Source organism: Mesorhizobium sp. M1428, from assembly GCF_040317515.1.
Lineage (GTDB): Bacteria > Pseudomonadota > Alphaproteobacteria > Rhizobiales > Rhizobiaceae > Mesorhizobium.
The window spans coordinates 1-22227 of sequence record NZ_JAMYKT010000017.1 but is presented as its reverse complement, the minus strand read 5'-3'; the positions used below and the strand labels follow the sequence as shown (position 1 = coordinate 22227).

Sequence of the window (22227 nt, the reverse complement as noted above, 5' to 3'; positions counted from 1 at the left end):
GCCCGAGCTTTTGGAATTACCCGCAGTACTATCCGCGGCGAAACAGCGCCTCTGCCGCCGACTTGGTGGAGCCCTTGGTCTTGAGCTCGGCTTCCAGCCGGGCAATCTCGTCACGCAGGATGCCGATCCGCTCGGACAATTCATCGACGGAAAGCAGCGACAGATCCTGCCCGATCTCGTGCGGGCGCGCTTTCTTCTTGGGTTCGTCGTCGAAGATCGCCATCGTCGCTCCTCCGTGATTGCCCATTTGCCTGATTTGCCAATGAGCATACATAGGGCAAGGGTATGGATGCAAATGGCCGGCAAGAGCTGGCACAAGAAACCGGCGAAGCACGACGGGAAAATTCATGGCGAACGCACAGAAAATTCCGGCGAAGATGATGGCGATCGCCATATCGGAACCGGGCGGGCCGCGGGTGCTGAAACCGGAAACCCGCGACGTACCGGTTCCCGGTCCCGGCGAGATCCTGATCCGGGTGCGGGCCGCCGGCGTCAACCGGCCGGACGTGCAGCAGCGCAAGGGCGCCTATCCGCCACCGCCGGGAGCGTCGGATCTGCCGGGCCTGGAAGCGGCAGGCGAAGTCGCTGCCCTTGGTGACGAGATATCGCGCTGGCGCGTCGGCGACCGGGTCTGCGCGCTGACGGCGGGCGGCGGCTATGCCGAATATGTCAAGGTTCATGCCGGCAGCGTGCTGCCGCTGCCCCCCGGCTTTACCTACACCGAAGCGGCGGCGCTGCCGGAAAACTACTTCACTATTTGGCACAATGTCTTCGAGCGCGGCGGCCTGAAGAGCGGCGAGACGCTGCTCGTGCATGGCGGCTCGTCGGGTATCGGCACCACGGCGATCCAGCTTGCTGCCGCTTTCGGCGCCTATGTCATCACCACCGCCGGCAGCAAGGAGAAATGCGAAGCCTGCCTCAAGCTCGGCGCCGACCGGGCGATCAACTACCGCGAGGAGGACTTCGTCGCCGCGGTAAAGGAGGCGACCGGCGGCAAGGGCGCCAATGTCATCCTCGACATGGTCGGCGGCGATTATGTCGCGCGAAACTACGAGGCTGCGGCGCTGGAAGGCCGCATCGTTCAGATCGCCACGCAGGGCGGGGCGGTTGCCAGCGCCGATTTCTCGAAACTCATGGTCAAGCGGCTCGTCCACACCGGCTCGACGCTCAGGCCGCGCACCGTCGAATTCAAGGCGGCAATCGCCGCAGCACTCGAGGCGCAGGTGTGGCCGTTGCTCGGCAGCCGCAAGGTGGCGCCCGTCATGGATATGATCTTCCCGCTCAAGGAGGCCTGGCGGGCGCATGAGCGGATGGAAGACGGCGAACATATCGGCAAGATCGTGCTCGACGTCGGCTAGGAACGTATCGTCCGAGACGCACGCCCCAACAGGCTGAACGAAAGCTTAATGCTGCAATGCAACAAACGCATTGCGGCCATGCAAAAGCGTCTGTTCAATTCCTGAGCAGCGATGCCTATTTACGCGTCATCGAAACGAATGATCCAACGAAATGGAGGACTACCATGAACCCGATCCGCGCTTTCCGTAACTGGCGCATGTACAACGAAACCGTGCGCGAACTGAACCGGCTGAACGCTCGTCAGCTCAACGACCTCGGCATCAACCGCGGCGATATCGAAAGAATCGCCCGCAAAGGGCTTTGATCTCGAGGACGATCCCGCCCAAAGACCGGGCGCTGCTTTTCCGCAACGCCGAGCCGCGGTTCGGGATCAAGCCTTAGAAGCCAGAGCCGCAGCAGACGGATTTCCGTCGCCGGTTCCGAGCCCGCCCGACCTTGGTCTGGCGGGCTTTGTCTTTTTGAAGCTCCGATTGCATGGCGTCATCTGCCGACCCTTCGCGGTCTGCCGGTCGCGGTGCCGTGCCGTCCTTGGCGCGCGCCTGCCAAAATCATTGCGAAACGGCGAGCGAGCGGTTATATAGACCGCGATTTTCCCATTTTGGTGGCTCTAAACCACCGCCCGCGCGGGAACGCGGGCGAACGAGAAGGATTTTTGTAATGGCCAATACGCTGCTGATGCCAAAGGCGACCGCCGTCTGGCTGGTTGACAACACAGCGCTTTCCTTCGAGCAGATCGCGCAGTTCTGCGGACTGCATCCGCTTGAAGTCAAGGCGATCGCCGACGGCGAGTCGGCGCAAGGCATCAAGGGCATGGACCCGATCATGACCGGCCAGCTCACTCGCGACGAGATCGCGCGCGCCGAGAAGGACCCGAACCACCGGCTGAAGCTCTCCGATCCCAAGGTGCGGGTGCCGGAATCCAAGCGCAAGGGTCCGCGCTATACGCCGCTGTCGAAGCGCCAGGACCGGCCCAACGCCATCCTCTGGCTGGTGCGCAACCATCCCGAGCTCAAGGATGCGCAGATTGCCCGCCTTGTCGGCACGACGAAGTCGACAATCGACCAGATCCGCGACAGAAAGCACTGGAACTCCGCCAATCTCCAGCCGATGGATCCGGTGACACTCGGCCTGACGTCGCAGATCGACCTCGACATGGAAATCAACCGCGCCTCGCGCGGCCGCGAGCAGGCGCAGCCGGTCGGCGATACGCTGCTGCCGGCCGCCTTGACCGAACGGCTGGTGCCGGCGCCGGAAAAGCCGAAGGACGAGGACCGCGAACTCGACGCCAACGCCGTCTTCGCCAAGCTTTCGGCGCTGAAGTCGAAGGACAAGGACGCCGACGAAGAGGAGTAGGTCTCGCATCCACAACAAAAAAGCCCGCTTTCAAGCGGGCTTTTTTTTGTGATCTTCCGTGTCAGCTTCGCGCCGCCCGGTCCGGCGCCATGCCGTAGTCCTCGCTGCGTTCCACCGCGCGGTAGAAATCGGCGAGCTGCTTGCCGCGCTCCGGCTTGAAGGTGCGGCCGGCGATGACCACCGAGGCGATGCGGTCGATGCGGAAGGCGCGGAAATCGCCGCGCATCTCGCACCAGGCGACCAAGGTCCACACCTTGCCCCAGAACCACAGGCCGAGCGGGCGGATGTCGCGCGCGGTGCTGCGGCCGGCCTCATCCGAATAGTCGATGGTCAGCACCTGACGTTTCTCGATGGACCGCTCGATCAGGTCGATGGCTTCGCGGGCGGCATCGCTTACCACCCACATCGGCGTGTGGATCTCGGTACGGGCGATGCGGTCCTTTTCGGCGTCGGGCAACACGGCGCCGATCTTGACCAGCGCCTCGTCGGCGGCTCGCGCCATGGCCGCGCCGCCAAAGGCGCGCACCATGCGGGCGCCGGCGACCAGCGCGACGATCTCGTCACGCGTGAACATCAGCGGCGGAAGGTCGAAACCCTCCCTCATCATGTAGCCGACACCAGCCTCGCCGTCGATCGGCACGCCGGTCGACTGCAGGTCGGCGATGTCGCGATAGATCGTCCGCTCGGAAACCTCGAGCCACGTGCCCAGCTTCTGGGCGGTGACCAGACGGCCACCACGCAGATGCTGCACGATCTGGAAGAGCCTGTCGGCGCGGCGCATCGTATGGTCCCTCGGCGTCTATCGTTTCAGCCCTTCGCTCTTGCGCTGCGCGGCAACGAAGGCCGCGCCGAAGGACAGTTTTCTCGTTATCGGCGTGCTTGCGTCGAGCACTCGCCAGAACGGCGCAATGTCGCTCAGCGCCATGCCGCGCTCAAGATCCTCGTTGGCGGCCTCGTCGACGGTGCTCAGATGATAGCCGATGGTGACCGGACATGTCACCTCGGCACCGTGCTCGATGGCGAGAGCGGTGCGCAAAGCGCGGATATCCATTTCCATGCCTTCGGGGATGGGGCGGATGAATGCATCGACCTGGCGAGCTGTAGGAACGAGCATCGGCTGGCCTTCGACGACGTCGCCGATGGTGCGTGGCGACGGTTTTATGCCGTTGATGCCAGGCGTGTTCAGCCTGTCGTTCCAGCTTTTCATCGATCGTCCTCTCGGCCATCCGTCTCCGGCAGCCATCGCACTATGGCACGAGCCTCCTGACACCATACTGTCAGGAGGCTTCAGCATGCCCATTTCAGCTCGTTGCTAGGTCGCATCCAAACGCCACGCAGAAAGCTTGCCTCAATTGCCGCCATTGCGGCGGTCGCCATACATGTCCGGCCAACCAATATCCTTGCGGATGTCTGCCGGCAGGGTATTCATGAAACGCTGGGTGCGGATCTCGTTGCGCATCGTCCGGATCTTGCCGACATAGTGCTGCACGCTACGCAGAATGGTAAAACCGTTCATCGCTGGTCTCCTCTCTTTCGATGCAGGCACTATCGCACACCCCTGCTGACAGCAGTCTGTCAGGAGGGTGCAGCTCTCGTGACCGGCATTCCGATTTGTCCACCGAGGTGACCAGCCAGCGCTGAAAAGAGGCGGGCCGCAGTGGAAAGACGGCGATCGCGGAGCCGCTTTGACAGCCAGCCGCGATGCTGATCAAAGGCGGCATGTCGAAACTTCTCGCGCTCGTCATCATCGCCATGATGGTCATCCAGCTGATCAAGCCGCTCGGCTGGCCCGGACTGAAGCGGCGCAGCGATTTCTGGAAGCTGGCGCTGCTGGCGATGGCGGCGATTTCGATCACGGCGGTGCTCGGGCACTGGACGTAGTGCCGGCGGCCCGCTACGCGACGCCCGGTTCGTTGGCGAGCACCAGGCTGACCAGATGTTCCGCCCAGGCCCGGTAGCCGGCTTCCGAAGCATGAAATCCATCCGACGCAAAGCCGGCCTCGGCATCGGTGATCGGCAGGCGGGGCGCCGGTATGGCGCCGCGCTCGAGGCAAAGGCGCTCGCCCATCCGGTTCATTTCGACGGCGCGGATTTCGAGGATCTTCCCGAGCAGCGGCGGCATTGCCGGCGCCCGGGTGAACTCCAGCACCGGCGACCACACGACGCGCGCCTCCGGCCATTTGGCGCGCAGCGCGTAGAGCAGGCCGCCAAACTCGCGCTTGAAGCGCGGTACCGAATGAAAATTCTTGGTGTCGTTGGTGCCGATGGCCAGCACGATATGCGTCCACGGATCGGCCGATAGATTGGGCAGCACATGATCGCGGATCTGGCCAGAGGTTGCCGAGCTGAAGCCAGCCGCCCGCCAGCGCACGGTGCGGCCGGTGCGTTGCGCAATCAGAACGGCGAGTTGCGCGGCCAATCCGTTTTCGGAATTGCCAATGCCTACCGAGGCGGCGGAGGAATCGCCAAGCACCAGAACCGAGATTGCTGGCGCCAGGCCAGATATCTCGTGCATGACCGGACCTTGTGCCGGCAGCATGCGGGTGGTGCGGCGACGCACGCCAAGTCCTTGCCAGACATAGACCGGAAAGGCGAACCAGGTGAGAAGGGTCGGAAAGCGCCGCATGGCAAGTCCCTTTTAGGGCATAGCGAACAGCACTTAGCGCATGTTGTACTGAAGGTGAACGACCTTGCAGCGACGCCCTTGTCGCCTCAATGGCAGCCGTCATGCGTCCCGGATCGGTCTTCGTACTCGTCATGCAGCCGCACCCAGTCGACGAGGCTATGATGCGGGCCAGTTTCGTTGCGGCCTTTCGGCGTCAGGTCGAGATAGTGATAGGCGCCGATCAGCGGATCGCCGCCTCTGGAGCGCGAGACGAAGGTCAGGAAGATGTCGCCTTTCTCGTCGCGATAGAACACGCTGGTGCCGGGAAGGTCCTTCGAGTTTCGCGCACGCCGCTCGAAATTGTATGTCGTGTCGCCGGTCGCGATCTGCTTGTCGGTGAATGACACCTGCATGTCGAAGTTGAAATCCGAGGCGTAGGACGACACCCAGTCGAATTTCCAGCCCATGCGCTGCTTGTAGGGCAGCAATTCGGCCAAGGGCGCCCGCGCTACCACGACAAGTGAGACATCATGGTGCCTGAGGTGCTGGTTGGCGCCGTCGATATGATCGGCAAGGAATGAGCAGCCTTCGCAGCGATAATCGGCGCCCGGCGCGAACATGAAATGGTAGACGATCAGCTGGCTGTTGCCGCCAAACAGGTCGGGCAGTTTCCTTGGCCCTTGCTCGGTCTCGAAGACGTAGTCCTTGCGGATCTTCAGCCATGGCAGTTCGCGGCGTTCGGCGGCGACACGATCGCGAAAGCGCGTCAATTCCTTTTCGCGCGCCAGATGCGCCTTGTGCGCCTGAAACCAGTCTTCCTGCGAAACGGTCTTGTTGTTTGGCATCGGTCTGCTCCTCTTTTCACGGAGGACGTTCGGCAGCGAGGAATGCCGACAACGAGCTGCATTTCAGTTGCAAGAAATTGCAGCCCTTGCTGCTTTTCAAACAAAACCCGGGCACGTGGCCCTGGTCGGGAGAAACGCAAGATGTTTTCGGTCAGGCGGCTTGCTCAAGCGTCGGCTGCCATTGTCCAAGCGCTGCCAGATGGTTCATGTGGGCGCGATGGGCGAAGGCCGCCTGCGCGGCGGCGACATTTGCCGCCTTGCCGCCCCAGGCCTTCTGCGGGGCGGCCTGCAAGGCGCGGCCGTAGGAGAAGGTCAGCTTCCACGGATGCGGGCCGATAGCGTTGATGGCATTGAGGTTGGCGGTCGCCTCCTCGTCCGATTGTCCGCCTGACAGGAAGGCGATGCCTCCGATCGCGGCCGGCACCGTCTCGCGGAATAGCTTTATGGTCTTTTCGGCGACTTCCTCGGGGCTGCTGACCTTGCCTGACTTCTTGCCGGCAATGACCATGTTCGGTTTCAGGATGGTGCCTTCGAGCACGACGCGGGCCGCATAGAGCTCGGTGTACAGCTTCGTCAGTGTCGCCTTGCTGATCTCGTAGCAAGTGTCGATGTCATGAGCGCCGTCCATCAGCACCTCCGGCTCGACGATCGGCACGATGCCGGCTTCCTGGCAAAGCGCGGCGTAACGGGCGAGCGCATGGGCGTTCGAGCTGATCGAGGTGGCGGAAGGCACGCCCTTGGCAACATCGATGTCGATTACCGCGCGCCATTTGGCAAAGCGGGCGCCAAGTTTGTAATAGTCGGCGAGGCGTTCGCGCAGGCCGTCCAGGCCTTCGGTGATGGTGTCGCCGGGAAAGCCGGCCAGCGGCTTGGCGCCGGCGTCGACCTTGATGCCGGGGATAGCACCTGATGCCTTGATGATGTCGACCAGCGGTGTGCCGTCGGCGGCCTTCTGGTGAATGGTCTCGTCATAGAGGATGACGCCGGAAATGTACTTGGTCATTGCATCGCTGGCACGGAACATCATCTCGCGATAGTCGCGCCGGCTGTCGGCGGTCGACTCGACGCCGATGACGTCGAAGCGCTTCTTGATGGTGCCGGAGCTCTCGTCGGCAGCCAGCAGGCCCTTGCCATTGGCCACCATCGCGGCGGCAATGTCCTCGAGACGTTCGCTCATCATGCTTCTCCTGAAAGAATTGATCCGCGCCCAGCAGACCACCAGAGCAACGCAGGTTCAAGTCGAACCATTTCGTCAAACAAGCGCGAATCGATTGAAAGTCGCGGGCGCACTCCTTCGCACTGCTCTTGCGGCTCCGCTCAGCGCTTCAAGACGTCGACGCCGGGCAAGGGCTTGCCTTCCATCCATTCGAGGAAAGCGCCGCCGGCCGTCGAGACATAAGTGAAATCATCGCTGACGCCGGCATGGTTGAGCGCCGCCACCGTGTCGCCGCCGCCAGCGACCGAGACCAGTGTGCCGGCCTTGGTGCGCGCTGCCGCGTGCCTGGCCGTCGCCACCGTCGCATGGTCGAATGGCTCGATCTCGAAGGCGCCGAGCGGCCCGTTCCAGACCAGCGTCGCGGCGCGGTCGATCCATTCGGCAATGGTTTTCACGGTTTTCGCACCGACATCCAGGATCATGCCGTCGGCCGGCACGTCTGCTATGGCGACGGTCTCGCTAGCGGCGCCGGCCTTGAACTCTCTGGCGACAACGCCGTCGGCGGGCAGGATGATGGCGCAGCCGGCCTCGGCCGCCTCGATCATGATCTGCTTGGCGGTGGTCGCGAGATCATGCTCGCACAAGGATTTCCCGACGTCGGTGCCGCGTGCCGCGAGAAACGTGTTGGCCATGCCGCCGCCGATGACCAGCGCGTCGACCTTCTTCACCAGGTTCATCAACAGATCGATCTTGGTCGAGACCTTGGCCCCGCCGACGATGGCGACAACCGGACGGACGGGATTGCCAAGACCCTTTTCCAACGCGTCGAGCTCGGCCTGCATGGTACGGCCGGCGAAGGCCGGCAGCACATGCGCCAGCCCTTCAGTCGACGAATGGGCGCGGTGCGCAGCGGAGAAGGCGTCGTTGACGAAAATGTCGCCGTTGGCGGCGAGCTTTTCGGTGAAGGCCGGGTCGTTCTTCTCCTCCGCTTTGTAGAAGCGGGTGTTCTCGAGCAGTAGCACGTCGCCGCTGTCCATGGCGGCGACGGCGCTCGCCGCCATGTCGCCGATGCAATCGGCGGCAAAGCCAACCGGACGGCCGAGCACGTCAGCCGTCGCCTTGGCGATCGGTTCGAGTGAGAATTCCGGCGTCGGTCCATCCTTGGGCCGGCCGAAATGGGCAAGCAGGATGACCTTGGCGCCCTTGCCGGAGAGCTCGGCGATGGTCGGGCCAATGCGCTCGATGCGGGTGGCGTCGGTGACCTTGCCCTCGGTGACGGGAACGTTGAGGTCGACACGCACCAGCACACGCTTGCCGCTGATATTGCCGACGTCGTCCAGTGTCTTGAAGCCGGCCATGCTGATCCCTTTCGCGAAAAATCGCGGGGACCTTACCCCGCATCGACGACGATGCAAGACCTGCCTAACGGTTCACCGAAAATATGATTCACGTGTCGAGGACGAAGTGCCCACGGGGAGCGAGATGGGCAGCAATGGCGTAAAACGCGCCGACATATGGCTTTACCGGTTGCGTACCACGATGCAGGCGCCGCCGACGCTTTGCAGCTTGTCGCAGATCGTGTCGGCCTTGGCTCTGCTATCGGCGCCGATCCGCACGGCATAGATGCCGCGCCTGCCGATCGGGGTACGTACCCGGCTGACCACCGGATCGTGGCCGGCAAGCAGTGCCGGGAACCGGCTTTTCACTCTCAGCCACTGATTGAGCGCCGCGGCGCGGCGGAAATTGCCGGCCACCTGCACACCCCACGGCTTGATGTTGATCGACGACATCGGCACGGTTCTGGACATGATCACCGGCAGTTCGCGGCAAGCGGCAGCGAAACTCGCCTTCTTGTCGAGCGGCCGGATGACGCCGGCGTAGGCGGTATTGGTGAAGTTGTCGGCCGGCTCGCCCATGACGTCCAGAACGTAGCTTTCGGTCTCCATCGGCAAGAAGCCGCCGGAATTCAGCCAGCGCGTCACCCGGCTCTCGCCGGCATTGTAGGCTGCGGCGGCGAGGCCGAGATTGCCGAAACCGGATTTCATTTCGGCGAGGTATTTTGCCGAGGCCGGGATCGCCTGTTCGATGTCGAAGGAATTGGCGAGCCCGCGCATCTTGGCGGTGCCCGGCATGAATTGGGCGATACCCTCCGCACCGACGGGGCTGACCGCATTGGGATCGAAACGGCTCTCCTTCCAGATCAGCCGGGCAAAGAAATCCCGGGGCAGGCCGTTCTGGTCGGCATGCGTCTCGATAAGATCGCAAACTCGATCGATCAGCTTCTGCTTGCCGGGCCGCGGCGGATCGGCCTGGACGGCTGTCGCCCAGCCCAGCCCGGAAATGACAACCAGCGTCGCCCCAAGCAAACGCCGCATCGAACTACTCCGCCGCGGCTTTGCCGTGTTGCCCAAACCGCCGTTCGATGTAGTCGGAAACCATTTTCTCGAAATCGGCGGCGATCGACGGGCCGCGCAGCGTCGCCGCCTTCTTGCCGTCGACGAACACTGGGGCGGTCGGCGTCTCACCGGTGCCGGGCAACGAAATGCCGATATCGGCATGTTTGGATTCGCCCGGACCGTTGACGATGCAACCCATCACCGCGACCTTGAGGTTCTCGACGCCGGGATATTGTTCGCGCCACACCGGCATGTTCTTGCGCAGGTCGGCCTGGATGTTCTGGGCAAGCTCCTGGAACACGGTCGAGGTCGTGCGGCCGCAGCCAGGGCAGGCGGCGACGATCGGCACGAACTGCCGGAAGCCCATGGTTTGTAGCAGTTCTTGCGACACCTGCACCTCGCGCGTGCGGTCGCCGTTCGGCTCCGGCGTCAGCGAGATGCGGATGGTGTCGCCAATGCCTTGCTGGAGCAGGATGCCCATGGCCGCGGACGAGGCGACGATGCCTTTCGAGCCCATGCCCGCCTCCGTCAGGCCGAGGTGCAGCGCATGGTCGGAACGGGTGGCAAGCTCGGTGTAGACGGCGATCAGGTCCTGCACGCCGCTGACCTTGGCCGACAGGATGATTTTCTCACGGGCAAGGCCGATCTCTTCAGCCATTTCGGCCGACAGGATCGCCGACTGCACGATTGCCTCGCGCGTCACTTCCTGGGCGGTCAGCGGAAAGCCCTGGGCCTGGTTGTCGTCCATCAGCCGGGTCAGCAGCTCCTGGTCGAGCGAGCCCCAGTTTACGCCGATGCGCACCGGTTTGTCGTATCGGATCGCCATCTCGACGATCGCCGCGAACTGCCGGTCTTTCTTGTCCTTGAATCCGACATTGCCGGGGTTGATACGGTATTTGGCCAGTGCTTCGGCGCAGGCCGGATGATCGGCCAGCAGCTTGTGGCCGATATAATGGAAATCGCCGACCAGCGGCACGTCGATGCCGAGCCGTTCCAGCCGCTCGCGGATGGCCGGCACGGCGGCAGCGCTTTCGTCGCGATCGACGGTTATGCGCACGATCTCGGAGCCGGCGCGATGCAGCGCCGCCACCTGTGCGACCGTCTGATCGACATCGGCCGTGTCGGTGTTGGTCATCGACTGAACGACGACCGGCGCGCTGCCGCCGACCATCACGCCGCCGACATCGACACCGACCGACCTGCGGCGTGGGAAGGGTGAGGAAAAATATCCGGTCATGCCGGCTGCCTTTAATCTTGAAGGTCCGGGCATGAGGTGGAGGAGCAAAGATGGCTTGTCAATGGCGACTGGCGCGCAGGCCCAGCAAATCGGAAATGACAAGACGGCAGCTTGCCGCAAATCCACGAGTGTTTCCGGCAGCATAGCGATGCCACCGGAAAGATCGCGCGCCGGGCGGCGCTGCTAGTCCTGGAAGGGCTTCAGTGCGTCGTCGGTTTCGCCTTCAGTTTTTCAATCTCGTCCTTGAGCGCCAGCTTGCGCCGCTTGAGATTCACGATTTCGAGGTCGTCTACCGATGGATGGGTCATCGCATCGTCGATTTCCCGTTCGATGTCGCCGTGTTTCCGCTGCAGCTCATCAAGATGGGATGCAAGAGACATGATTGGTTCTCCCTTTCATGGTTTCCTCGATTGCAGCCGCCAAGGCACGTCCACCGCAGGCTCGCTTCTATGACGGCATAATGACAGTGTGCCACCATCGAGCACCGATGTCGAATGCTGCGTGGTAGCATTCCACGACAATATGAAATGTGGTATGGGCTGCGCGCCGGTGCAAGAAGAGCCCGGTCCCGCCCAATCAGGCCCATAGTTTGGGCGCCGCAGACGTGCAGACGGTAAAAATGTCCGATCAGGAACAGGCAGATATCCGCCTCGAATATTCCCGGCTGAAGCAGGAACACGCCGATTTCGACGCGGCCATCAATGCGATGATCGCCATGAATTGCGACCCGCTGCAGATCCAGCGCATGAAGAAAAAGAAGCTTTTCCTGAAGGACAGGCTGATGGCGCTGGAAGACAAGATCATTCCAGACATTATTGCTTGAACGAACGCCATTGCTTGAACGAACGCCGGCGCCGGCCTGCTGGAAAAGCGGCTATGCCGCGATCGAAAGCCGTGCGGCGCGCTCGCGCAACAATGCTATCAGATCGTCGGTCTTTTCGCTCGAAGTATCGATCGGAACCACCAGGCACATCGTCGCCTCGACCCTGCCCGGCGCTGAAAAAACCGGCGCGGCCAGGCATTTCGTATAGGCATCGACAAGGCCGGAGGTGACGCAGTAGCCGGCCGACTTGGCGACGGCGATGTCGGCTATGAAATCGTCGAGCCTCAACCTGCGGCCGTCCGGCAGTACGAGATCGTCTTCCGAAACCATATCCTCGATCGCCGCCCTGTCGAACCCGGCGAGGAGCAGCCGGCCGGACGCTGTCCAGGGAAGCGGTATTTGCAGACCCGTCGCCGAGCTGATCCGGAATGGCCTCGTTCCCGGGCTTGAATGGACGATGGTGTAACGGCCGCTTTGCAGCATGCACAGCTCCGAGGTCTCGCCGGTCTCGCGCGACAGATGGTCGACTTCCTGGCGCCCTCGCCTGAGCAGGTCGTTGCCCCGCACATAGTCCATTCCGTAGAGATAAAGCTTCTTTCCGAAATAGACCCGATTGCCGTCTCCGGCCATCTCCAGCAGGCCTGCGTCGACCAGCGAGCGCACCAGCGTATAAGTCGTCGAACGCGGCGCGTTTACCCCCTTGGCAAGGTCGCCAATGCCGATCGCACGCTGGGTCGTGTGGAGAAACTCCAGGATCTGGAGGACCCGGTTGAGACCCTTCTCCCGAGAGCCCGAGTTCTTGTCTTCGTCCAGACCGACGTCCGGTCGAGCGGCCAAGGCATTGCCATCTTGCATTATCGATCCCTGATGTTAATCTGTCTTGTACAGAGTACAGGCGTCTCTTGTAAGGGACAATGACGTCAGTTGCAACCGATGCCTGTACTGCTGGTCCAAAGGGGAACACAACACGAAAGGAGGTCGCCGTGAACGACACATCCAAAAGGCGTGAATTTCTGAAACTGGGAATGGCCGGGCTTGCAACGGCCGGAGTGATGAGCGCCGCCACCGCGGTCGACGTTCAGAAAGCGGCGGCCCAGGCAGCGCCCGACAGCCTGCTGCGCACCGTCCTCGAACGCGGCAAGGTGATCGTCGGCACCGGCAGTACCAATGCGCCCTGGCATTTCGAGAACGACGCCGGCGAACTGGTGGGCATGGACATCACCATGGGTCGCATTCTCGCCAAGGGGCTTTTCGACGACCCGACCAAAGTCGAATTCGTCATGCAGGATCCGGCTCAGCGCATTCCGAACGTGACCACCAACAAGGTCGACATCACCATCCAGTTCATGACCATGACCGCCCAGCGCTCGCAGCTGATCCACTTCTCCAGGCCCTACTACGTCGAAGGCATCGCCCTGCTGACCCTTCCGAACGCCGAAAACAAGACCTTCGACAAGCTGCTCGCCGGCGGTTCGGCGACCCGGATTTCCATCCTGCAAAACGTCGATGCCGAGGCTAACGTGCATATCGTCCTGCCGGAGTCGCAGGTGATGCAGATAGACACGCAGGCCAATGTGCTGCAGGCACTGGAATCGAAGCGCGTCGACGCCGCCGCGGTCGATCTGTCGACGGTGCGCTGGCTCGCCTCGCGCAATCCGGATAAGTACTTCGATGCCGGCAAGAGCTGGTTCTCGATGCTTTATGGTGCCGCGCTGCGGCAGGGCGACCTCGACTGGCTGACCTTCGTCAACCAGACCTTCACTATCGCCATGTTCGGCCATGAAACGGCACTCTATGACGCTGCGTTCAAGGATTATTTCGGACAGGAGCCGCCGGCGCGCCATCCCGGTTTCCCGGTCATCTGATGCAAGCAGGCGGAAGGACAAACGTCCTTCCGCCTTCTCTCATCACAGCCCTCCATGACGAGGACGCATGGGTTATATCCTCAACTTCAACCTGATCTGGCGGCATTTCGACAAGCTCTGGGGCGGACTGCTGCTAAGCCTCGAACTGGCCGTCATCTCGATCGCGATCGGCATCGTCATCGGGCTCGTTCTGGCGGTCTGGTACGTGTCGGCCGGACGTGCTGTGCGGACCATCATCGCGGGCTATGTCGAGTTCATCCGCAACGTGCCGCTGATCCTGCTCGTCTATCTTGTCTTCTACGGTCTGCCGACCGTGGTCGACATTGCCTACAGCGCGCAAACTTCATTCATTGCCACGCTGTCGCTCTACAGCGGCGCCTACCTGGTCGAGGTGTTTCGCTCGGGGCTCGAGGCGGTGCCGCGCGGGCAGCTCGACGCCGGCAAGGCAATCGGCCTGACACCATGGCAAAGGCTGCTCCATGTGCGCCAGCCGACGATGCTGCGCATAACCCTGCCGGCGCTTTCCAACACATTCATATCGCTCTTCAAGGACACGTCCGTGGCGTCGGTCATCTCGGTGCCCGAGCTCACCTACGGCGCCCAGTGGATCAACTTCAATACGTTCCGCATTGTCGAAGTCTATCTGGTGGTGACTGCGATGTACCTGTTGACCGGCTACGCCCTGCTTTTCGCGCTGCGGCTGGTCGAGCGCCGGTTCAAGGCGGCGCGCTGACATGCTGAGCCAGATCATCTACGCCTTGCCGTTCCTCGCCGAAGGCTTTGCCGTAACCTTGTGGGTGTCGCTGCTGGTCGTGGTGTTATCGCTTATCGCCGGCGTGTTGATGGGCGTCGGCCTTGTCTATGGTCCTGCTCCGCTGCGCTGGGCAGTGCGCATCTTCAGCGACACCATACGCGGCATTCCGATCCTGGTGCTGATCTTCTTCGTCTACTACGGCCTACCGGCGGTGGGGCTGCATCTGGAATCCTTTTGGGCGGCCGTACTCGCCCTCACCCTGTTCAAGACCGCCCAAGTCGTCGAATATCTCAGGGGCGCCGTCGGCTCGATTCCCAAGGGTCAGTCGGAGGCGGCGATGGCGATCGGACTGACCTTTCGCCAGCGGCTGGCCTACGTGATTTTTCCGCAGGCGTTTAGGCGCTTCCTGCCACCGTGGATCAATGGCGTCACCGACGCGGTGAAGGGTAGCGCGCTGGTCTCGCTGCTCGGCATCACCGACCTCATGCAGGCGATCAACCAGGTCATCGGCCGCACCTATGAGGCAATGCCGCTCTACATCCTCGGCGCGCTCGTCTACTTCGCCGTCAACTACGCCCTCTCCTTGGCCAGCCGGCGCCTGGAGCGGCGTTTCTCCTTCATCCGGGAATAGCAAGATGTCCAACGCCTCGCCCGCAAATCCGGCGCTTCTCGATGTCTCCGAGGTTTCCAAAGCCTTCGGATCGGTCGAGGTCCTGCGCTCCGTCAGCCTCAAGGTGACACGCGGCGAGGTGGTGACTGTCATCGGCCCCTCCGGCAGCGGCAAGACCACGCTGCTGCGCTGCGTCAACTTCCTGGAGAGCTACGACAGCGGCTCGATCCGCATCGATGGCAAGGAGGTCGGCTATCGCGAGACGGGAGCACGCCAGCGACGCAGCGAGCGCGACCTGGCGGCGATGCGAGCCGAGACCGGAATGGTGTTCCAGAGCTTCAATCTGTTTCCGCATCTGACTGCGGCCGGCAACATCATGCTTGGCCTGCGCAAGGTGCGCGGCAAGACCAATGCCGAGGCCCGAACCATTGCCGAGCACTGGCTCGGCCGCGTCGGCCTCGCCCACAAGGCCGACAGCCTGCCGGCCGAGCTTTCCGGCGGCCAGCAGCAGCGCGTCGGCATCGCCCGCGCCGTGGCGATGGAGCCGAAGATATTGCTTCTCGACGAGATCACCTCGGCGCTCGACCCCGAACTGGTTGGCGAGGTGCTCGAGGTCGTGCGCAGCCTCGCCGAAGACGGCATGACCATGCTGATGGTCACGCATGAAATGGCTTTTGCGCGCGATGCATCGAGCCGCATCGTTTTCATGGCGGACGGCGGCGTCAGCGCCGTCGGACCACCCGCCGAGATTCTGGCGGCGGGGTTCGACAATGAACGCCTTCGCAGCTTCCTGGCGCGGTTTCGCGCCTCGCATTTTTGACATCGGACGGCGAAAGCTGTCGCAAGGAGCTTTTATGACGCCTTACATCCGGCTCGCGGAATTGGGCCTGACATTGCCCGAGCCGCCGAAGCCCATCGCCAACTTCGTCACCTATGCCGAGAGCGGGCGGCTGATCTTCCTCTCCGGCCAGGGGCCGTTGCGCGCCGATGGCGCGCTCTGCACCGGCAAGGTCGGCGAGGATGTCAGCGTTGAAGAGGCCTATGATCATGCCCGTCTGACCGGCCTGAACCTGCTCGCTGTCATGCATGCGGCGGCCGGCGACCTCGGCCGCATCGTGCGCGTCGTCAAGCTGCTTGGCTTTGTCAATGCGACGCCGACATTCAGCGAGCACCCCAAGGTGGTGAATGGCTGTTCCGATCTTTTCGCCGCCGTCTTTGATAAGATCGGCGGACATGCCCGCTCGGCGATCGGTGTCGGCTCGCTGCCAGGCAACATCACAGTTGAAATCGAGGCGGTCGTCGAGATCGCCGCCTGAAAGCATTCGAAACAGGATCTGCAGAGATGACGACCTATGCCGCTGACCGTTCCAACACGACAATTCGCGAACGGCTTGGCCTTCGCCCGATCATCAATGTTTCCGGCACGATGACGGCGCTCGGCGCTTCGATCATCGTACCGGAAGCGGTTGCCGCAATGTCGGAAATCGCCTCGCAATGGGTCGAGATGGACGATCTGCAGCGCGCCGCAAGTACGGTGATTGCACGCCTCACCGGCGGCGAGGCCGGCTTTATCACCGCATGCTGTGCCAGCGGCATAACGATGGCAATTGCAGGCGCGATGACCGGAACCAGCCTTCTTGCGATCGAGCGGCTGCCGGACGATGCCGAGGGCCTCAAATCGGAGGTCATCGTCCAGCTTGGCCATATCGTCAATTATGGCGCGCCGATCGACCAGTCGATCCGGCTTGCCGGAGCCAAGGCAGTGCCTGCCGGCACGGTCAGCGTCACCCAGGATTATCATGTTGCCGAGGCGATCCGGGATCGGACGGCGGCAGCCCTCTACGTCGTTGCGCACCACACCGTGCAATACGGCATGCTCTCACTCGAGGAGTTCTGCGAGATTTGCCACGCCAAGGGCGTGCCGGTGATCGTCGACGCCGCCTCGGAATATGATTTGCGCGGCTTTCTGGCGCGCGGTGCCGACATTGTCGTCTACAGCGGGCACAAATTTCTCTCAGGGCCGACAAGCGGCATTGTGGCCGGCCGCAAGGATCTGGTGCGGGCCGCCTATCTCCAGAACCGGGGCGTTGCGCGCGCCATGAAGGTGGGCAAGGAGAGCATTGCCGGCACCATGGCGGCGTTGGAAGCCTGGGAGCGGCGCGACCATGCCGGCATTCGCCAGCGGGAAGAAGCCGCACTGCATCTGTGGCAAACCGCATTGCAGGGCCTGCCTGGCATCGAGGCACGTATCATTCCAGATCCGACCGGAAATCCTCTCGACCGCCTGCAGGTGTTTGTTGCGCCGGAAAGTCGCTTCACCGCCGCCGGGCTGGCGTCAGCGCTTGCCGCGGGTTCGCCGCCCGTGATCGTGCGCAACCACGAGGTCGAGCGCGGTCACTTCTTCCTTGATCCCTGCAATCTCCATCCCGGCGAGGCGGAGATCGTTGCCGAACGCCTGCGGGCGGTGTTGAGTACTGCCGATCGGCCCGCGGATGCGATGAAACCCGCTCGCAAACAGTCCGCCGGGGCGTTGCGCTGGCCTGACTAGACATCGGCAGAGCGTGGTCGAGCCAGTGCCTTCCAGCGCCGGCTTCGCATCGGGCCAGTGCGCCATCACGGCACTGTGAATGACCTTTTTGGTCGTCGGGCGGAATAAACCACCCCGCCCATTGGTCTCCCAAGCAGACGCCATTTCCGGCGTTGCAGGAGACCGGTATGACCCACAACCACGACAATGAAGCTGACGGCATCAGCCGCCGTCATGCACTGGAATGCATGATCTGGGCCGGCACGGGAGTGCTGTGGACGATTTCGGCCGGCGTGCCGGTTTCGCTCAGCCTGCTCGGCGCGGCGCAAGCCGCAGAGGCCTTGGCCACCGGCTTCACTTTCCTCCAGATCTCCGACAGCCACATCGGCTTCGACAAGGCTGCCAACCCGCACGCCATCGACACGCTGAAGGAGGCCATCGGCAAGATCCAGGCGCTGCCGCAAAAGCCCGCTTTCATGATCCACACCGGCGACATCACCCATTTGTCGAAAGCCGCGCAGTTCGACAACGCTGCCCAGATCATCGGCGGTGCAGGCTTCGACGTGCATTATGTGCCCGGTGAGCACGACCTGATTGATGACGGCAACGGGCAGGCCTATCTCGACCGCTACGGCAAGGGCACCAAGGGCGCCGGCTGGTATTCGTTCGACCAGAACGGCGTCCATTTCATCGGGCTGGTCAACGTCGTCAACCTGAGGGCTGGCGGGCTCGGCAATCTCGGCACCGACCAGTTGGCATGGTTAGCTGATGACCTGAAGGCGGTCAGCGCCTCGACGCCAATCGTCGTCTTTGCCCACATCCCGCTCTGGGCTGTTTATCCCGAATGGGGCTGGGGCACCGACGACGCGGCGCAGGCCTTGGCCCTGCTCAAGCGCTTCGGCTCGGTCACCGTACTCAACGGCCATATCCACCAGATCATGCAGAAAGTCGAAGGCAACGTTACCTTCCATACCGCGCGCTCGACCGCTTTCCCGCAACCGGCGCCGGGCACCGCAGCCTCGCCCGGGCCGATGACGGTTCCTGCCGGCCAGTTGCGCAGCCTGCTCGGCACAAGCAGCGTGACGGTCAAGCAAGGCGGGCAGGACCTCGCCATCATCGACAGCACGCTGGCCTGAGGGGAAATGCGATGATCCGCTTTCCATCCCGCCTCTTGGTCGTATCGCCTGTCATGTTCGGTTTGGCGGCAATCCTGACAATGATTTCCATGCCACTGAACGCGGCAGACCAGCCAATGGTCAAGGTCGAGAACTTTGCCTTCACACCGGCGGTGCTGACGGTCAAGCCGGGCACTACCGTGACCTTCGAGAATGACGACGATATCCCGCATCTGGTGGTCGCCAACGATGCCTCATTTCGCTCCAAGGCGCTTGACACCGGTGACACATATGCCTTCACCTTCAACAAAGTGGGCGACTATGCCTATTTCTGCGGGCTTCACCCGCACATGCAGGGCAGGATCACCGTCGCTCCGTGAGGATGTTCGGAAGGTTCTGCCCGGGATGCCGGGCGATGCGACGGTGTTGAACCAAGAGGCCGCGGCCGAGCGCTTTCGCGAGGTGGTTCTGCCCCATCTCGCGGATGCGCTTGCGCTTGCCCGCTGGCTGACCGGCAACGCCGCCGACGCCGAGGATGTGGTGCAGGAGGCCTGTTTGAAGGCGCATGCGGGCATCGCCGGCTATGCCGGCGGCAATGCCCGCGCCTGGTTGCTGGCGATCGTGCGCAACGCCTCTTACTCCTGGCTGGCGCGCAACCGGCCGCGCAGTATCGTCGCCGTCGGCGACCTGACCGACCTCGATGACATGACGGCTGCATATGGCGCCGGCCTGCCGGACACGGATAGTCCTGAGGCAAGCCTGATCGCCCGGGCCGACACGGCGGCACTCGAGGCGGCGATCGCCGCGCTGCCGCACCAATTTCGCGAGACCGTGGTGCTGCGCGACATCAACGGCCTCAGCTATCGCGAGATCGCGACGCTGCTTGGCGTCCCGCTAGGCACGGTGATGTCGCGGCTGGCGAGGGCGCGCGGCCTGCTGATATCCCAACTTGGGAGGGCGCCATGAGCGCGCACAACGATGGACTGCCGGATGATCCGGCGGGCATGGAGCTGATGATCCATGCCTTGGTCGATGGCGAGCTCGACGCAGCAGCAGCATTGGCCGTCGAGCGACGCATTGCCGCCGATCCGGCGCTCGCCGCCAAGCATGCCCGCATCATTGCGCTGCAGACCGTTGTCGGCGGGCTGCCGAGGCCCGATGTCCGCGAGGATTTCAAGGCTCGCATCGCTGCAATCGGGACAGCCGGTACGGCGAAAGTGCTGTCGGCGCCGGCGCCCGCCGCTCGACGGTCACCGGCGCACAGGTCGGTGCACCGATTTGGCGCGTTCGACTGGCGCGCGCTGGCGGCGTCGATCATCGTTACCGCCGTGCTGGCCAGCGGCGCGACGCAATGGATGATGCTGGGCAGGGCGCCCGACAGCTTTGCCGCCGCGGTCGCCAGCGGCCACCGTCGCAGCCTGCTGGCCGCGAGCCCGGTGGACGTCATCTCGTCGGACCGGCACACGGTCAAACCCTGGCTGGATGGCAGGGTCGGCCTGTCGCCGCCGGCACCTGACCTTGCCAATGACGGCTTCGCATTGCTCGGCGGCCGGGTCGAGGTGATCGCCGACCAGCCAGTGCCGGCACTGGTCTACCGGCACCGCGAGCACCTGATCACCCTCGTCGCCGCGCCTGAGGAAACCGGTTCGACAACCGGACCGGTCGATCTTTCTGCCGGTGGCTTCTCGCTGGTCCATTGGACCGACAGTGCCTTTTCGTACTGGGCGATTTCCGATACCGAACGGCCTGAACTTGACGACTTCGTCAACCGCTTCCGAGCAGCGGCCGCCCGATGACCACCGCCGCCGCCCGTTAGCCATTTGCGTAGCGACCGAAACGGCACAAGCGGCTTTCCCTTTCTGGCCATCCTTGCGGCTCCCGACGAATTCCGCTAATGCGCGCCTTTGTCGCCGGGGAGCAGAAGCTTGAACGATCAACGCGCCGACGTCGCCATCATCATGGGCAGCCAGTCCGACTGGGCGACGATGCGCCACGCCGCCGAAACGCTTGAGGCGCTTGGAATTCCGCACAAGCGGCTGATCGTCTCGGCCCACCGCACGCCCGACCGGCTCTATGACTTCGCCAAGGGCGCCAAGGCGGCCGGCTACAAGGTGATCATCGCCGGCGCCGGCGGTGCGGCGCATCTGCCCGGCATGACGGCGGCGATGACGCCGCTGCCGGTGTTCGGCGTGCCGGTGGAATCCAAGACGCTGTCCGGCCAGGACTCGCTGCTTTCCATCGTGCAGATGCCGGCCGGCATTCCGGTCGGCACTTTGGCCATCGGCAAGGCCGGCGCTGCCAACGCCGCCCTTCTGGCCGCCGCGGTGCTGGCGCTGAGCGACGAAAAGCTTGCCGCCCGGCTGGATAGCTGGCGTGCCGCACAGACCGCCAAGGTGGCGGCCGAGCCCACGGACGCGCCGTGAGCCTGCCGGCGGGATCGAGCATCGGCATCATCGGCGGCGGCCAGCTTGGCCGCATGCTGGCGATGGCCGCCGCCCGCCTCGGCTACCGCATCGTCGTGCTGGAGCCGCAGCCGGATTGTCCGGCGGCACAGGTCGCCAACCGGCAGATCGTCGCCGCCTATGACGACGCGGCCGCGCTCGGCGAGTTGGCTGCGGCCAGTGCGGTCGTTACTTATGAATTCGAGAACGTACCGGTCGCGGCCGCCGCGGCACTTGCCTCTACGGTGCCGGTCTACCCGCCGGCACGCGCACTGGAAGTAGCGCAGGACCGGCTGGCGGAAAAGAAATTCCTCAACGGCATCGGCATACCGACCGCGGATTTCAGCCCCGTCGACAATGACGAGGAACTGACGGCTGCGCTGAAAAAGTTCAACGGCAGCGGCATATTGAAGACGCGCCGCATGGGCTATGACGGCAAGGGCCAGCGTGTCTTCCGCAACATGGAAACAGGCGGCTTTGCCGGCACCTGCGAGGCGATGGGCAACGTGCCGCTGATCCTGGAATCCTTCGTCACCTTCGAGCGCGAGATTTCAGTGATCGCCGCGCGCGGCATCGACGGCTCGCTCGCCGCCTACGATCCGGCCTGGAATGTCCATCGCAACGGTATTCTCCACAGCTCGACGCTGCCGGCCGGAGTAAAATCCGAGACGGCGGCTGCGGCTCAAACGGCGGCGGCAGAGATTCTTGCCGCGCTCGACTATGTCGGCGTCATCGGCGTCGAATTCTTTGTCCTTGCCGACGGTTCGCTGCTGGCCAACGAGATAGCGCCGCGCGTCCACAATTCCGGCCACTGGACGGAGGGCGCCTGCACCATCTCGCAATTCGAGCAGCACATCCGCGCCGTCGCCGGCCTGCCGCTGGGAAATCCCGCCCGGCAGTTCGACTGCGTCATGGAAAACCTGATCGGCGACGATGTCCAGCGCGTTCCTGAGCTGCTCGCCGAGCCCGATCTTATGCTGCACCTCTATGGCAAGGCCGAGGCGCGGCCCGGCCGCAAGATGGGCCATTTTACGCGCGTGAGCCGCCGCAGCTAGATGTTTAGTCCCGGCATTTGCTGGAGCGGATTGAGAGTGAAGCGCTCGGGCTGGGAAGCCCATGCCTTGCAGATGAACTCGTAGGG

Annotated in this window: 29 protein-coding genes; 17 read left to right on the top strand and 12 right to left on the bottom strand. The window is 63.3% G+C overall.

The features are described 5' to 3' along the window. Positions 1-28: 28 nt before the first annotated feature. A complete protein-coding gene (locus NKG60_RS22300) occupies positions 29-223 on the bottom strand; it encodes a DUF1192 domain-containing protein (RefSeq protein ID WP_023678495.1) in 195 nt (64 codons plus the stop codon). A gap of 124 nt (positions 224-347) precedes the next feature. On the opposite strand from NKG60_RS22300, the gene NKG60_RS22295 reads away from it, so the two are divergent. The 3 genes from NKG60_RS22295 to NKG60_RS22285 all read left to right on the top strand — a co-directional run bounded on the left by NKG60_RS22295 (position 348) and on the right by NKG60_RS22285 (position 2712). Beyond that, the gene (locus tag NKG60_RS22295) at positions 348-1358 is read left to right on the top strand and encodes an NAD(P)H-quinone oxidoreductase (RefSeq protein WP_352867083.1); all 1011 of its coding nucleotides are present in this window, start codon (positions 348-350) and stop codon (positions 1356-1358) included. Positions 1359-1522: 164 nt separating this feature from the next. After that, the gene (locus NKG60_RS22290; RefSeq protein WP_023678493.1) at positions 1523-1663 is read left to right on the top strand and encodes a DUF1127 domain-containing protein; all 141 of its coding nucleotides are present in this window, start codon (positions 1523-1525) and stop codon (positions 1661-1663) included. 353 nt (positions 1664-2016) lie between these two features. Next, positions 2017-2712 carry a DUF1013 domain-containing protein gene (locus NKG60_RS22285; protein WP_292655650.1) on the top strand — a complete coding sequence of 232 codons (696 nt, stop codon included), beginning with the start codon at positions 2017-2019 and terminating at the stop codon, positions 2710-2712. 61 nt (positions 2713-2773) lie between these two features. Here NKG60_RS22285 and NKG60_RS22280 read toward each other — a convergent pair whose 3' ends face one another. From NKG60_RS22280 to NKG60_RS22270, 3 genes are all read right to left on the bottom strand, one after another. Beyond that, positions 2774-3493: a helix-turn-helix transcriptional regulator gene (locus NKG60_RS22280; RefSeq protein WP_023678491.1), complete on the bottom strand. Its 720-nt coding sequence runs from the start codon at positions 3491-3493 to the stop codon at positions 2774-2776. Positions 3494-3511: 18 nt separating this feature from the next. Beyond that, on the bottom strand, positions 3512-3919 hold the full coding sequence (locus NKG60_RS22275) for a hypothetical protein (protein WP_352666268.1): 408 nt from the start codon (positions 3917-3919) through the stop codon (positions 3512-3514). A 141-nt stretch (positions 3920-4060) separates the two neighbouring features. Further along, positions 4061-4228 (bottom strand): hypothetical protein, encoded by a 168-nt coding sequence (locus tag NKG60_RS22270; RefSeq protein ID WP_254816537.1) that lies wholly within the window; start codon positions 4226-4228, stop codon positions 4061-4063. A 203-nt stretch (positions 4229-4431) separates the two neighbouring features. On the opposite strand from NKG60_RS22270, the gene NKG60_RS22265 reads away from it, so the two are divergent. Continuing rightward, positions 4432-4593, top strand: a complete 162-nt coding sequence (locus tag NKG60_RS22265) for a hypothetical protein (RefSeq protein ID WP_008873884.1) — start codon at positions 4432-4434, stop codon at positions 4591-4593. A gap of 13 nt (positions 4594-4606) precedes the next feature. Here NKG60_RS22265 and NKG60_RS22260 read toward each other — a convergent pair whose 3' ends face one another. From NKG60_RS22260 to NKG60_RS22230, 7 genes are all read right to left on the bottom strand, one after another. Next, positions 4607-5338 (bottom strand): SGNH/GDSL hydrolase family protein, encoded by a 732-nt coding sequence (locus NKG60_RS22260; protein WP_352666267.1) that lies wholly within the window; start codon positions 5336-5338, stop codon positions 4607-4609. A gap of 86 nt (positions 5339-5424) precedes the next feature. Beyond that, positions 5425-6162: a DUF899 domain-containing protein gene (locus NKG60_RS22255; protein ID WP_352666266.1), complete on the bottom strand. Its 738-nt coding sequence runs from the start codon at positions 6160-6162 to the stop codon at positions 5425-5427. Positions 6163-6313: 151 nt separating this feature from the next. After that, positions 6314-7339, bottom strand: a complete 1026-nt coding sequence (locus tag NKG60_RS22250) for a class I fructose-bisphosphate aldolase (protein ID WP_352975594.1) — start codon at positions 7337-7339, stop codon at positions 6314-6316. A gap of 140 nt (positions 7340-7479) precedes the next feature. Further along, the gene (locus tag NKG60_RS22245) at positions 7480-8676 is read right to left on the bottom strand and encodes a phosphoglycerate kinase (RefSeq protein WP_352975591.1); all 1197 of its coding nucleotides are present in this window, start codon (positions 8674-8676) and stop codon (positions 7480-7482) included. Between the two features lie 162 nt (positions 8677-8838). Further along, positions 8839-9693, bottom strand: coding sequence for a transglycosylase SLT domain-containing protein (locus tag NKG60_RS22240; RefSeq protein WP_352666261.1), 855 nt, complete (start codon positions 9691-9693; stop codon positions 8839-8841). Positions 9694-9697: 4 nt separating this feature from the next. After that, complete coding sequence (gene ispG, locus NKG60_RS22235) at positions 9698-10951, bottom strand: flavodoxin-dependent (E)-4-hydroxy-3-methylbut-2-enyl-diphosphate synthase (RefSeq protein ID WP_352867074.1); 1254 nt, start codon at positions 10949-10951, stop codon at positions 9698-9700. 200 nt (positions 10952-11151) lie between these two features. Further along, positions 11152-11331 carry a YdcH family protein gene (locus tag NKG60_RS22230; protein WP_023678481.1) on the bottom strand — a complete coding sequence of 60 codons (180 nt, stop codon included), beginning with the start codon at positions 11329-11331 and terminating at the stop codon, positions 11152-11154. A gap of 239 nt (positions 11332-11570) precedes the next feature. On the opposite strand from NKG60_RS22230, the gene NKG60_RS22225 reads away from it, so the two are divergent. Beyond that, positions 11571-11774 carry a YdcH family protein gene (locus NKG60_RS22225; protein WP_023678480.1) on the top strand — a complete coding sequence of 68 codons (204 nt, stop codon included), beginning with the start codon at positions 11571-11573 and terminating at the stop codon, positions 11772-11774. Between the two features lie 51 nt (positions 11775-11825). Here NKG60_RS22225 and NKG60_RS22220 read toward each other — a convergent pair whose 3' ends face one another. After that, positions 11826-12629, bottom strand: a complete 804-nt coding sequence (locus NKG60_RS22220; protein WP_352867071.1) for an IclR family transcriptional regulator — start codon at positions 12627-12629, stop codon at positions 11826-11828. A gap of 128 nt (positions 12630-12757) precedes the next feature. Between NKG60_RS22220 and NKG60_RS22215 the strand changes: the two genes are divergently transcribed. The 12 genes from NKG60_RS22215 (at position 12758) to NKG60_RS22160 (ending at position 22141) form a co-directional block, all read left to right on the top strand. Further along, on the top strand, positions 12758-13639 hold the full coding sequence (locus NKG60_RS22215; RefSeq protein WP_031212143.1) for a transporter substrate-binding protein: 882 nt from the start codon (positions 12758-12760) through the stop codon (positions 13637-13639). A 67-nt stretch (positions 13640-13706) separates the two neighbouring features. Beyond that, entirely contained in the window at positions 13707-14372 is a 666-nt protein-coding gene (locus NKG60_RS22210) for an amino acid ABC transporter permease (RefSeq protein ID WP_352867068.1), read from the top strand. A 1-nt stretch (position 14373) separates the two neighbouring features. After that, a complete protein-coding gene (locus tag NKG60_RS22205; protein ID WP_292655692.1) occupies positions 14374-15024 on the top strand; it encodes an amino acid ABC transporter permease in 651 nt (216 codons plus the stop codon). Positions 15025-15028: 4 nt separating this feature from the next. After that, positions 15029-15823, top strand: a complete 795-nt coding sequence (locus tag NKG60_RS22200; RefSeq protein WP_352867065.1) for an amino acid ABC transporter ATP-binding protein — start codon at positions 15029-15031, stop codon at positions 15821-15823. 34 nt (positions 15824-15857) lie between these two features. Then, the gene (locus NKG60_RS22195; protein WP_352666251.1) at positions 15858-16319 is read left to right on the top strand and encodes a RidA family protein; all 462 of its coding nucleotides are present in this window, start codon (positions 15858-15860) and stop codon (positions 16317-16319) included. A gap of 26 nt (positions 16320-16345) precedes the next feature. Further along, complete coding sequence (locus tag NKG60_RS22190) at positions 16346-17551, top strand: aminotransferase class V-fold PLP-dependent enzyme (protein WP_352975585.1); 1206 nt, start codon at positions 16346-16348, stop codon at positions 17549-17551. Between the two features lie 167 nt (positions 17552-17718). After that, positions 17719-18666: a metallophosphoesterase family protein gene (locus tag NKG60_RS22185; RefSeq protein ID WP_352867062.1), complete on the top strand. Its 948-nt coding sequence runs from the start codon at positions 17719-17721 to the stop codon at positions 18664-18666. Between the two features lie 11 nt (positions 18667-18677). Further along, positions 18678-19025 (top strand): cupredoxin domain-containing protein, encoded by a 348-nt coding sequence (locus NKG60_RS22180; RefSeq protein WP_352666245.1) that lies wholly within the window; start codon positions 18678-18680, stop codon positions 19023-19025. A 25-nt stretch (positions 19026-19050) separates the two neighbouring features. Continuing rightward, positions 19051-19611 carry a sigma-70 family RNA polymerase sigma factor gene (locus NKG60_RS22175; protein ID WP_502903415.1) on the top strand — a complete coding sequence of 187 codons (561 nt, stop codon included), beginning with the start codon at positions 19051-19053 and terminating at the stop codon, positions 19609-19611. Then, a complete protein-coding gene (locus NKG60_RS22170; RefSeq protein WP_352975581.1) occupies positions 19608-20441 on the top strand; it encodes an anti-sigma factor family protein in 834 nt (277 codons plus the stop codon). Before NKG60_RS22175 ends, NKG60_RS22170 begins: the two co-directional genes overlap by 4 nt. Before the next feature lie 129 nt (positions 20442-20570). Further along, on the top strand, positions 20571-21068 hold the full coding sequence (gene purE, locus NKG60_RS22165) for a 5-(carboxyamino)imidazole ribonucleotide mutase (protein WP_292655714.1): 498 nt from the start codon (positions 20571-20573) through the stop codon (positions 21066-21068). Next, positions 21065-22141 (top strand): 5-(carboxyamino)imidazole ribonucleotide synthase, encoded by a 1077-nt coding sequence (locus NKG60_RS22160; protein WP_352666242.1) that lies wholly within the window; start codon positions 21065-21067, stop codon positions 22139-22141. Before purE ends, NKG60_RS22160 begins: the two co-directional genes overlap by 4 nt. The last annotated feature ends 86 nt before the right edge of the window (positions 22142-22227 follow it).

What these genes read in the sequence shown, in the direction of transcription:
- NKG60_RS22285 (WP_292655650.1), top strand. Translation starts at nt 2,017, where the DNA reads ATGGCCAATACGCTGCTGATGCCAAAGGCGACCGCCGTCTGGCTGGTT.
- NKG60_RS22280 (WP_023678491.1), bottom strand. Translation starts at nt 3,493, where the DNA reads ATGCGCCGCGCCGACAGGCTCTTCCAGATCGTGCAGCATCTGCGTGGT.
- ispG (WP_352867074.1), bottom strand. Translation starts at nt 10,951, where the DNA reads ATGACCGGATATTTTTCCTCACCCTTCCCACGCCGCAGGTCGGTCGGT.
- NKG60_RS22275 (WP_352666268.1), bottom strand. Translation starts at nt 3,919, where the DNA reads ATGAAAAGCTGGAACGACAGGCTGAACACGCCTGGCATCAACGGCATA.
- NKG60_RS22290 (WP_023678493.1), top strand. Translation starts at nt 1,523, where the DNA reads ATGAACCCGATCCGCGCTTTCCGTAACTGGCGCATGTACAACGAAACC.
- NKG60_RS22240 (WP_352666261.1), bottom strand. Translation starts at nt 9,693, where the DNA reads ATGCGGCGTTTGCTTGGGGCGACGCTGGTTGTCATTTCCGGGCTGGGC.
- NKG60_RS22250 (WP_352975594.1), bottom strand. Translation starts at nt 7,339, where the DNA reads ATGAGCGAACGTCTCGAGGACATTGCCGCCGCGATGGTGGCCAATGGC.
- NKG60_RS22190 (WP_352975585.1), top strand. Translation starts at nt 16,346, where the DNA reads ATGACGACCTATGCCGCTGACCGTTCCAACACGACAATTCGCGAACGG.
- NKG60_RS22300 (WP_023678495.1), bottom strand. Translation starts at nt 223, where the DNA reads ATGGCGATCTTCGACGACGAACCCAAGAAGAAAGCGCGCCCGCACGAG.
- NKG60_RS22245 (WP_352975591.1), bottom strand. Translation starts at nt 8,676, where the DNA reads ATGGCCGGCTTCAAGACACTGGACGACGTCGGCAATATCAGCGGCAAG.
- NKG60_RS22230 (WP_023678481.1), bottom strand. Translation starts at nt 11,331, where the DNA reads ATGTCTCTTGCATCCCATCTTGATGAGCTGCAGCGGAAACACGGCGAC.
- NKG60_RS22260 (WP_352666267.1), bottom strand. Translation starts at nt 5,338, where the DNA reads ATGCGGCGCTTTCCGACCCTTCTCACCTGGTTCGCCTTTCCGGTCTAT.
- NKG60_RS22185 (WP_352867062.1), top strand. Translation starts at nt 17,719, where the DNA reads ATGACCCACAACCACGACAATGAAGCTGACGGCATCAGCCGCCGTCAT.
- NKG60_RS22200 (WP_352867065.1), top strand. Translation starts at nt 15,029, where the DNA reads ATGTCCAACGCCTCGCCCGCAAATCCGGCGCTTCTCGATGTCTCCGAG.
- NKG60_RS22255 (WP_352666266.1), bottom strand. Translation starts at nt 6,162, where the DNA reads ATGCCAAACAACAAGACCGTTTCGCAGGAAGACTGGTTTCAGGCGCAC.
- NKG60_RS22225 (WP_023678480.1), top strand. Translation starts at nt 11,571, where the DNA reads ATGTCCGATCAGGAACAGGCAGATATCCGCCTCGAATATTCCCGGCTG.
- NKG60_RS22265 (WP_008873884.1), top strand. Translation starts at nt 4,432, where the DNA reads ATGTCGAAACTTCTCGCGCTCGTCATCATCGCCATGATGGTCATCCAG.
- NKG60_RS22195 (WP_352666251.1), top strand. Translation starts at nt 15,858, where the DNA reads ATGACGCCTTACATCCGGCTCGCGGAATTGGGCCTGACATTGCCCGAG.
- NKG60_RS22170 (WP_352975581.1), top strand. Translation starts at nt 19,608, where the DNA reads ATGAGCGCGCACAACGATGGACTGCCGGATGATCCGGCGGGCATGGAG.
- NKG60_RS22180 (WP_352666245.1), top strand. Translation starts at nt 18,678, where the DNA reads ATGATCCGCTTTCCATCCCGCCTCTTGGTCGTATCGCCTGTCATGTTC.
- NKG60_RS22210 (WP_352867068.1), top strand. Translation starts at nt 13,707, where the DNA reads ATGGGTTATATCCTCAACTTCAACCTGATCTGGCGGCATTTCGACAAG.
- NKG60_RS22175 (WP_502903415.1), top strand. Translation starts at nt 19,051, where the DNA reads ATGCCGGGCGATGCGACGGTGTTGAACCAAGAGGCCGCGGCCGAGCGC.
- NKG60_RS22270 (WP_254816537.1), bottom strand. Translation starts at nt 4,228, where the DNA reads ATGAACGGTTTTACCATTCTGCGTAGCGTGCAGCACTATGTCGGCAAG.
- NKG60_RS22295 (WP_352867083.1), top strand. Translation starts at nt 348, where the DNA reads ATGGCGAACGCACAGAAAATTCCGGCGAAGATGATGGCGATCGCCATA.
- NKG60_RS22220 (WP_352867071.1), bottom strand. Translation starts at nt 12,629, where the DNA reads ATGCAAGATGGCAATGCCTTGGCCGCTCGACCGGACGTCGGTCTGGAC.
- NKG60_RS22205 (WP_292655692.1), top strand. Translation starts at nt 14,374, where the DNA reads ATGCTGAGCCAGATCATCTACGCCTTGCCGTTCCTCGCCGAAGGCTTT.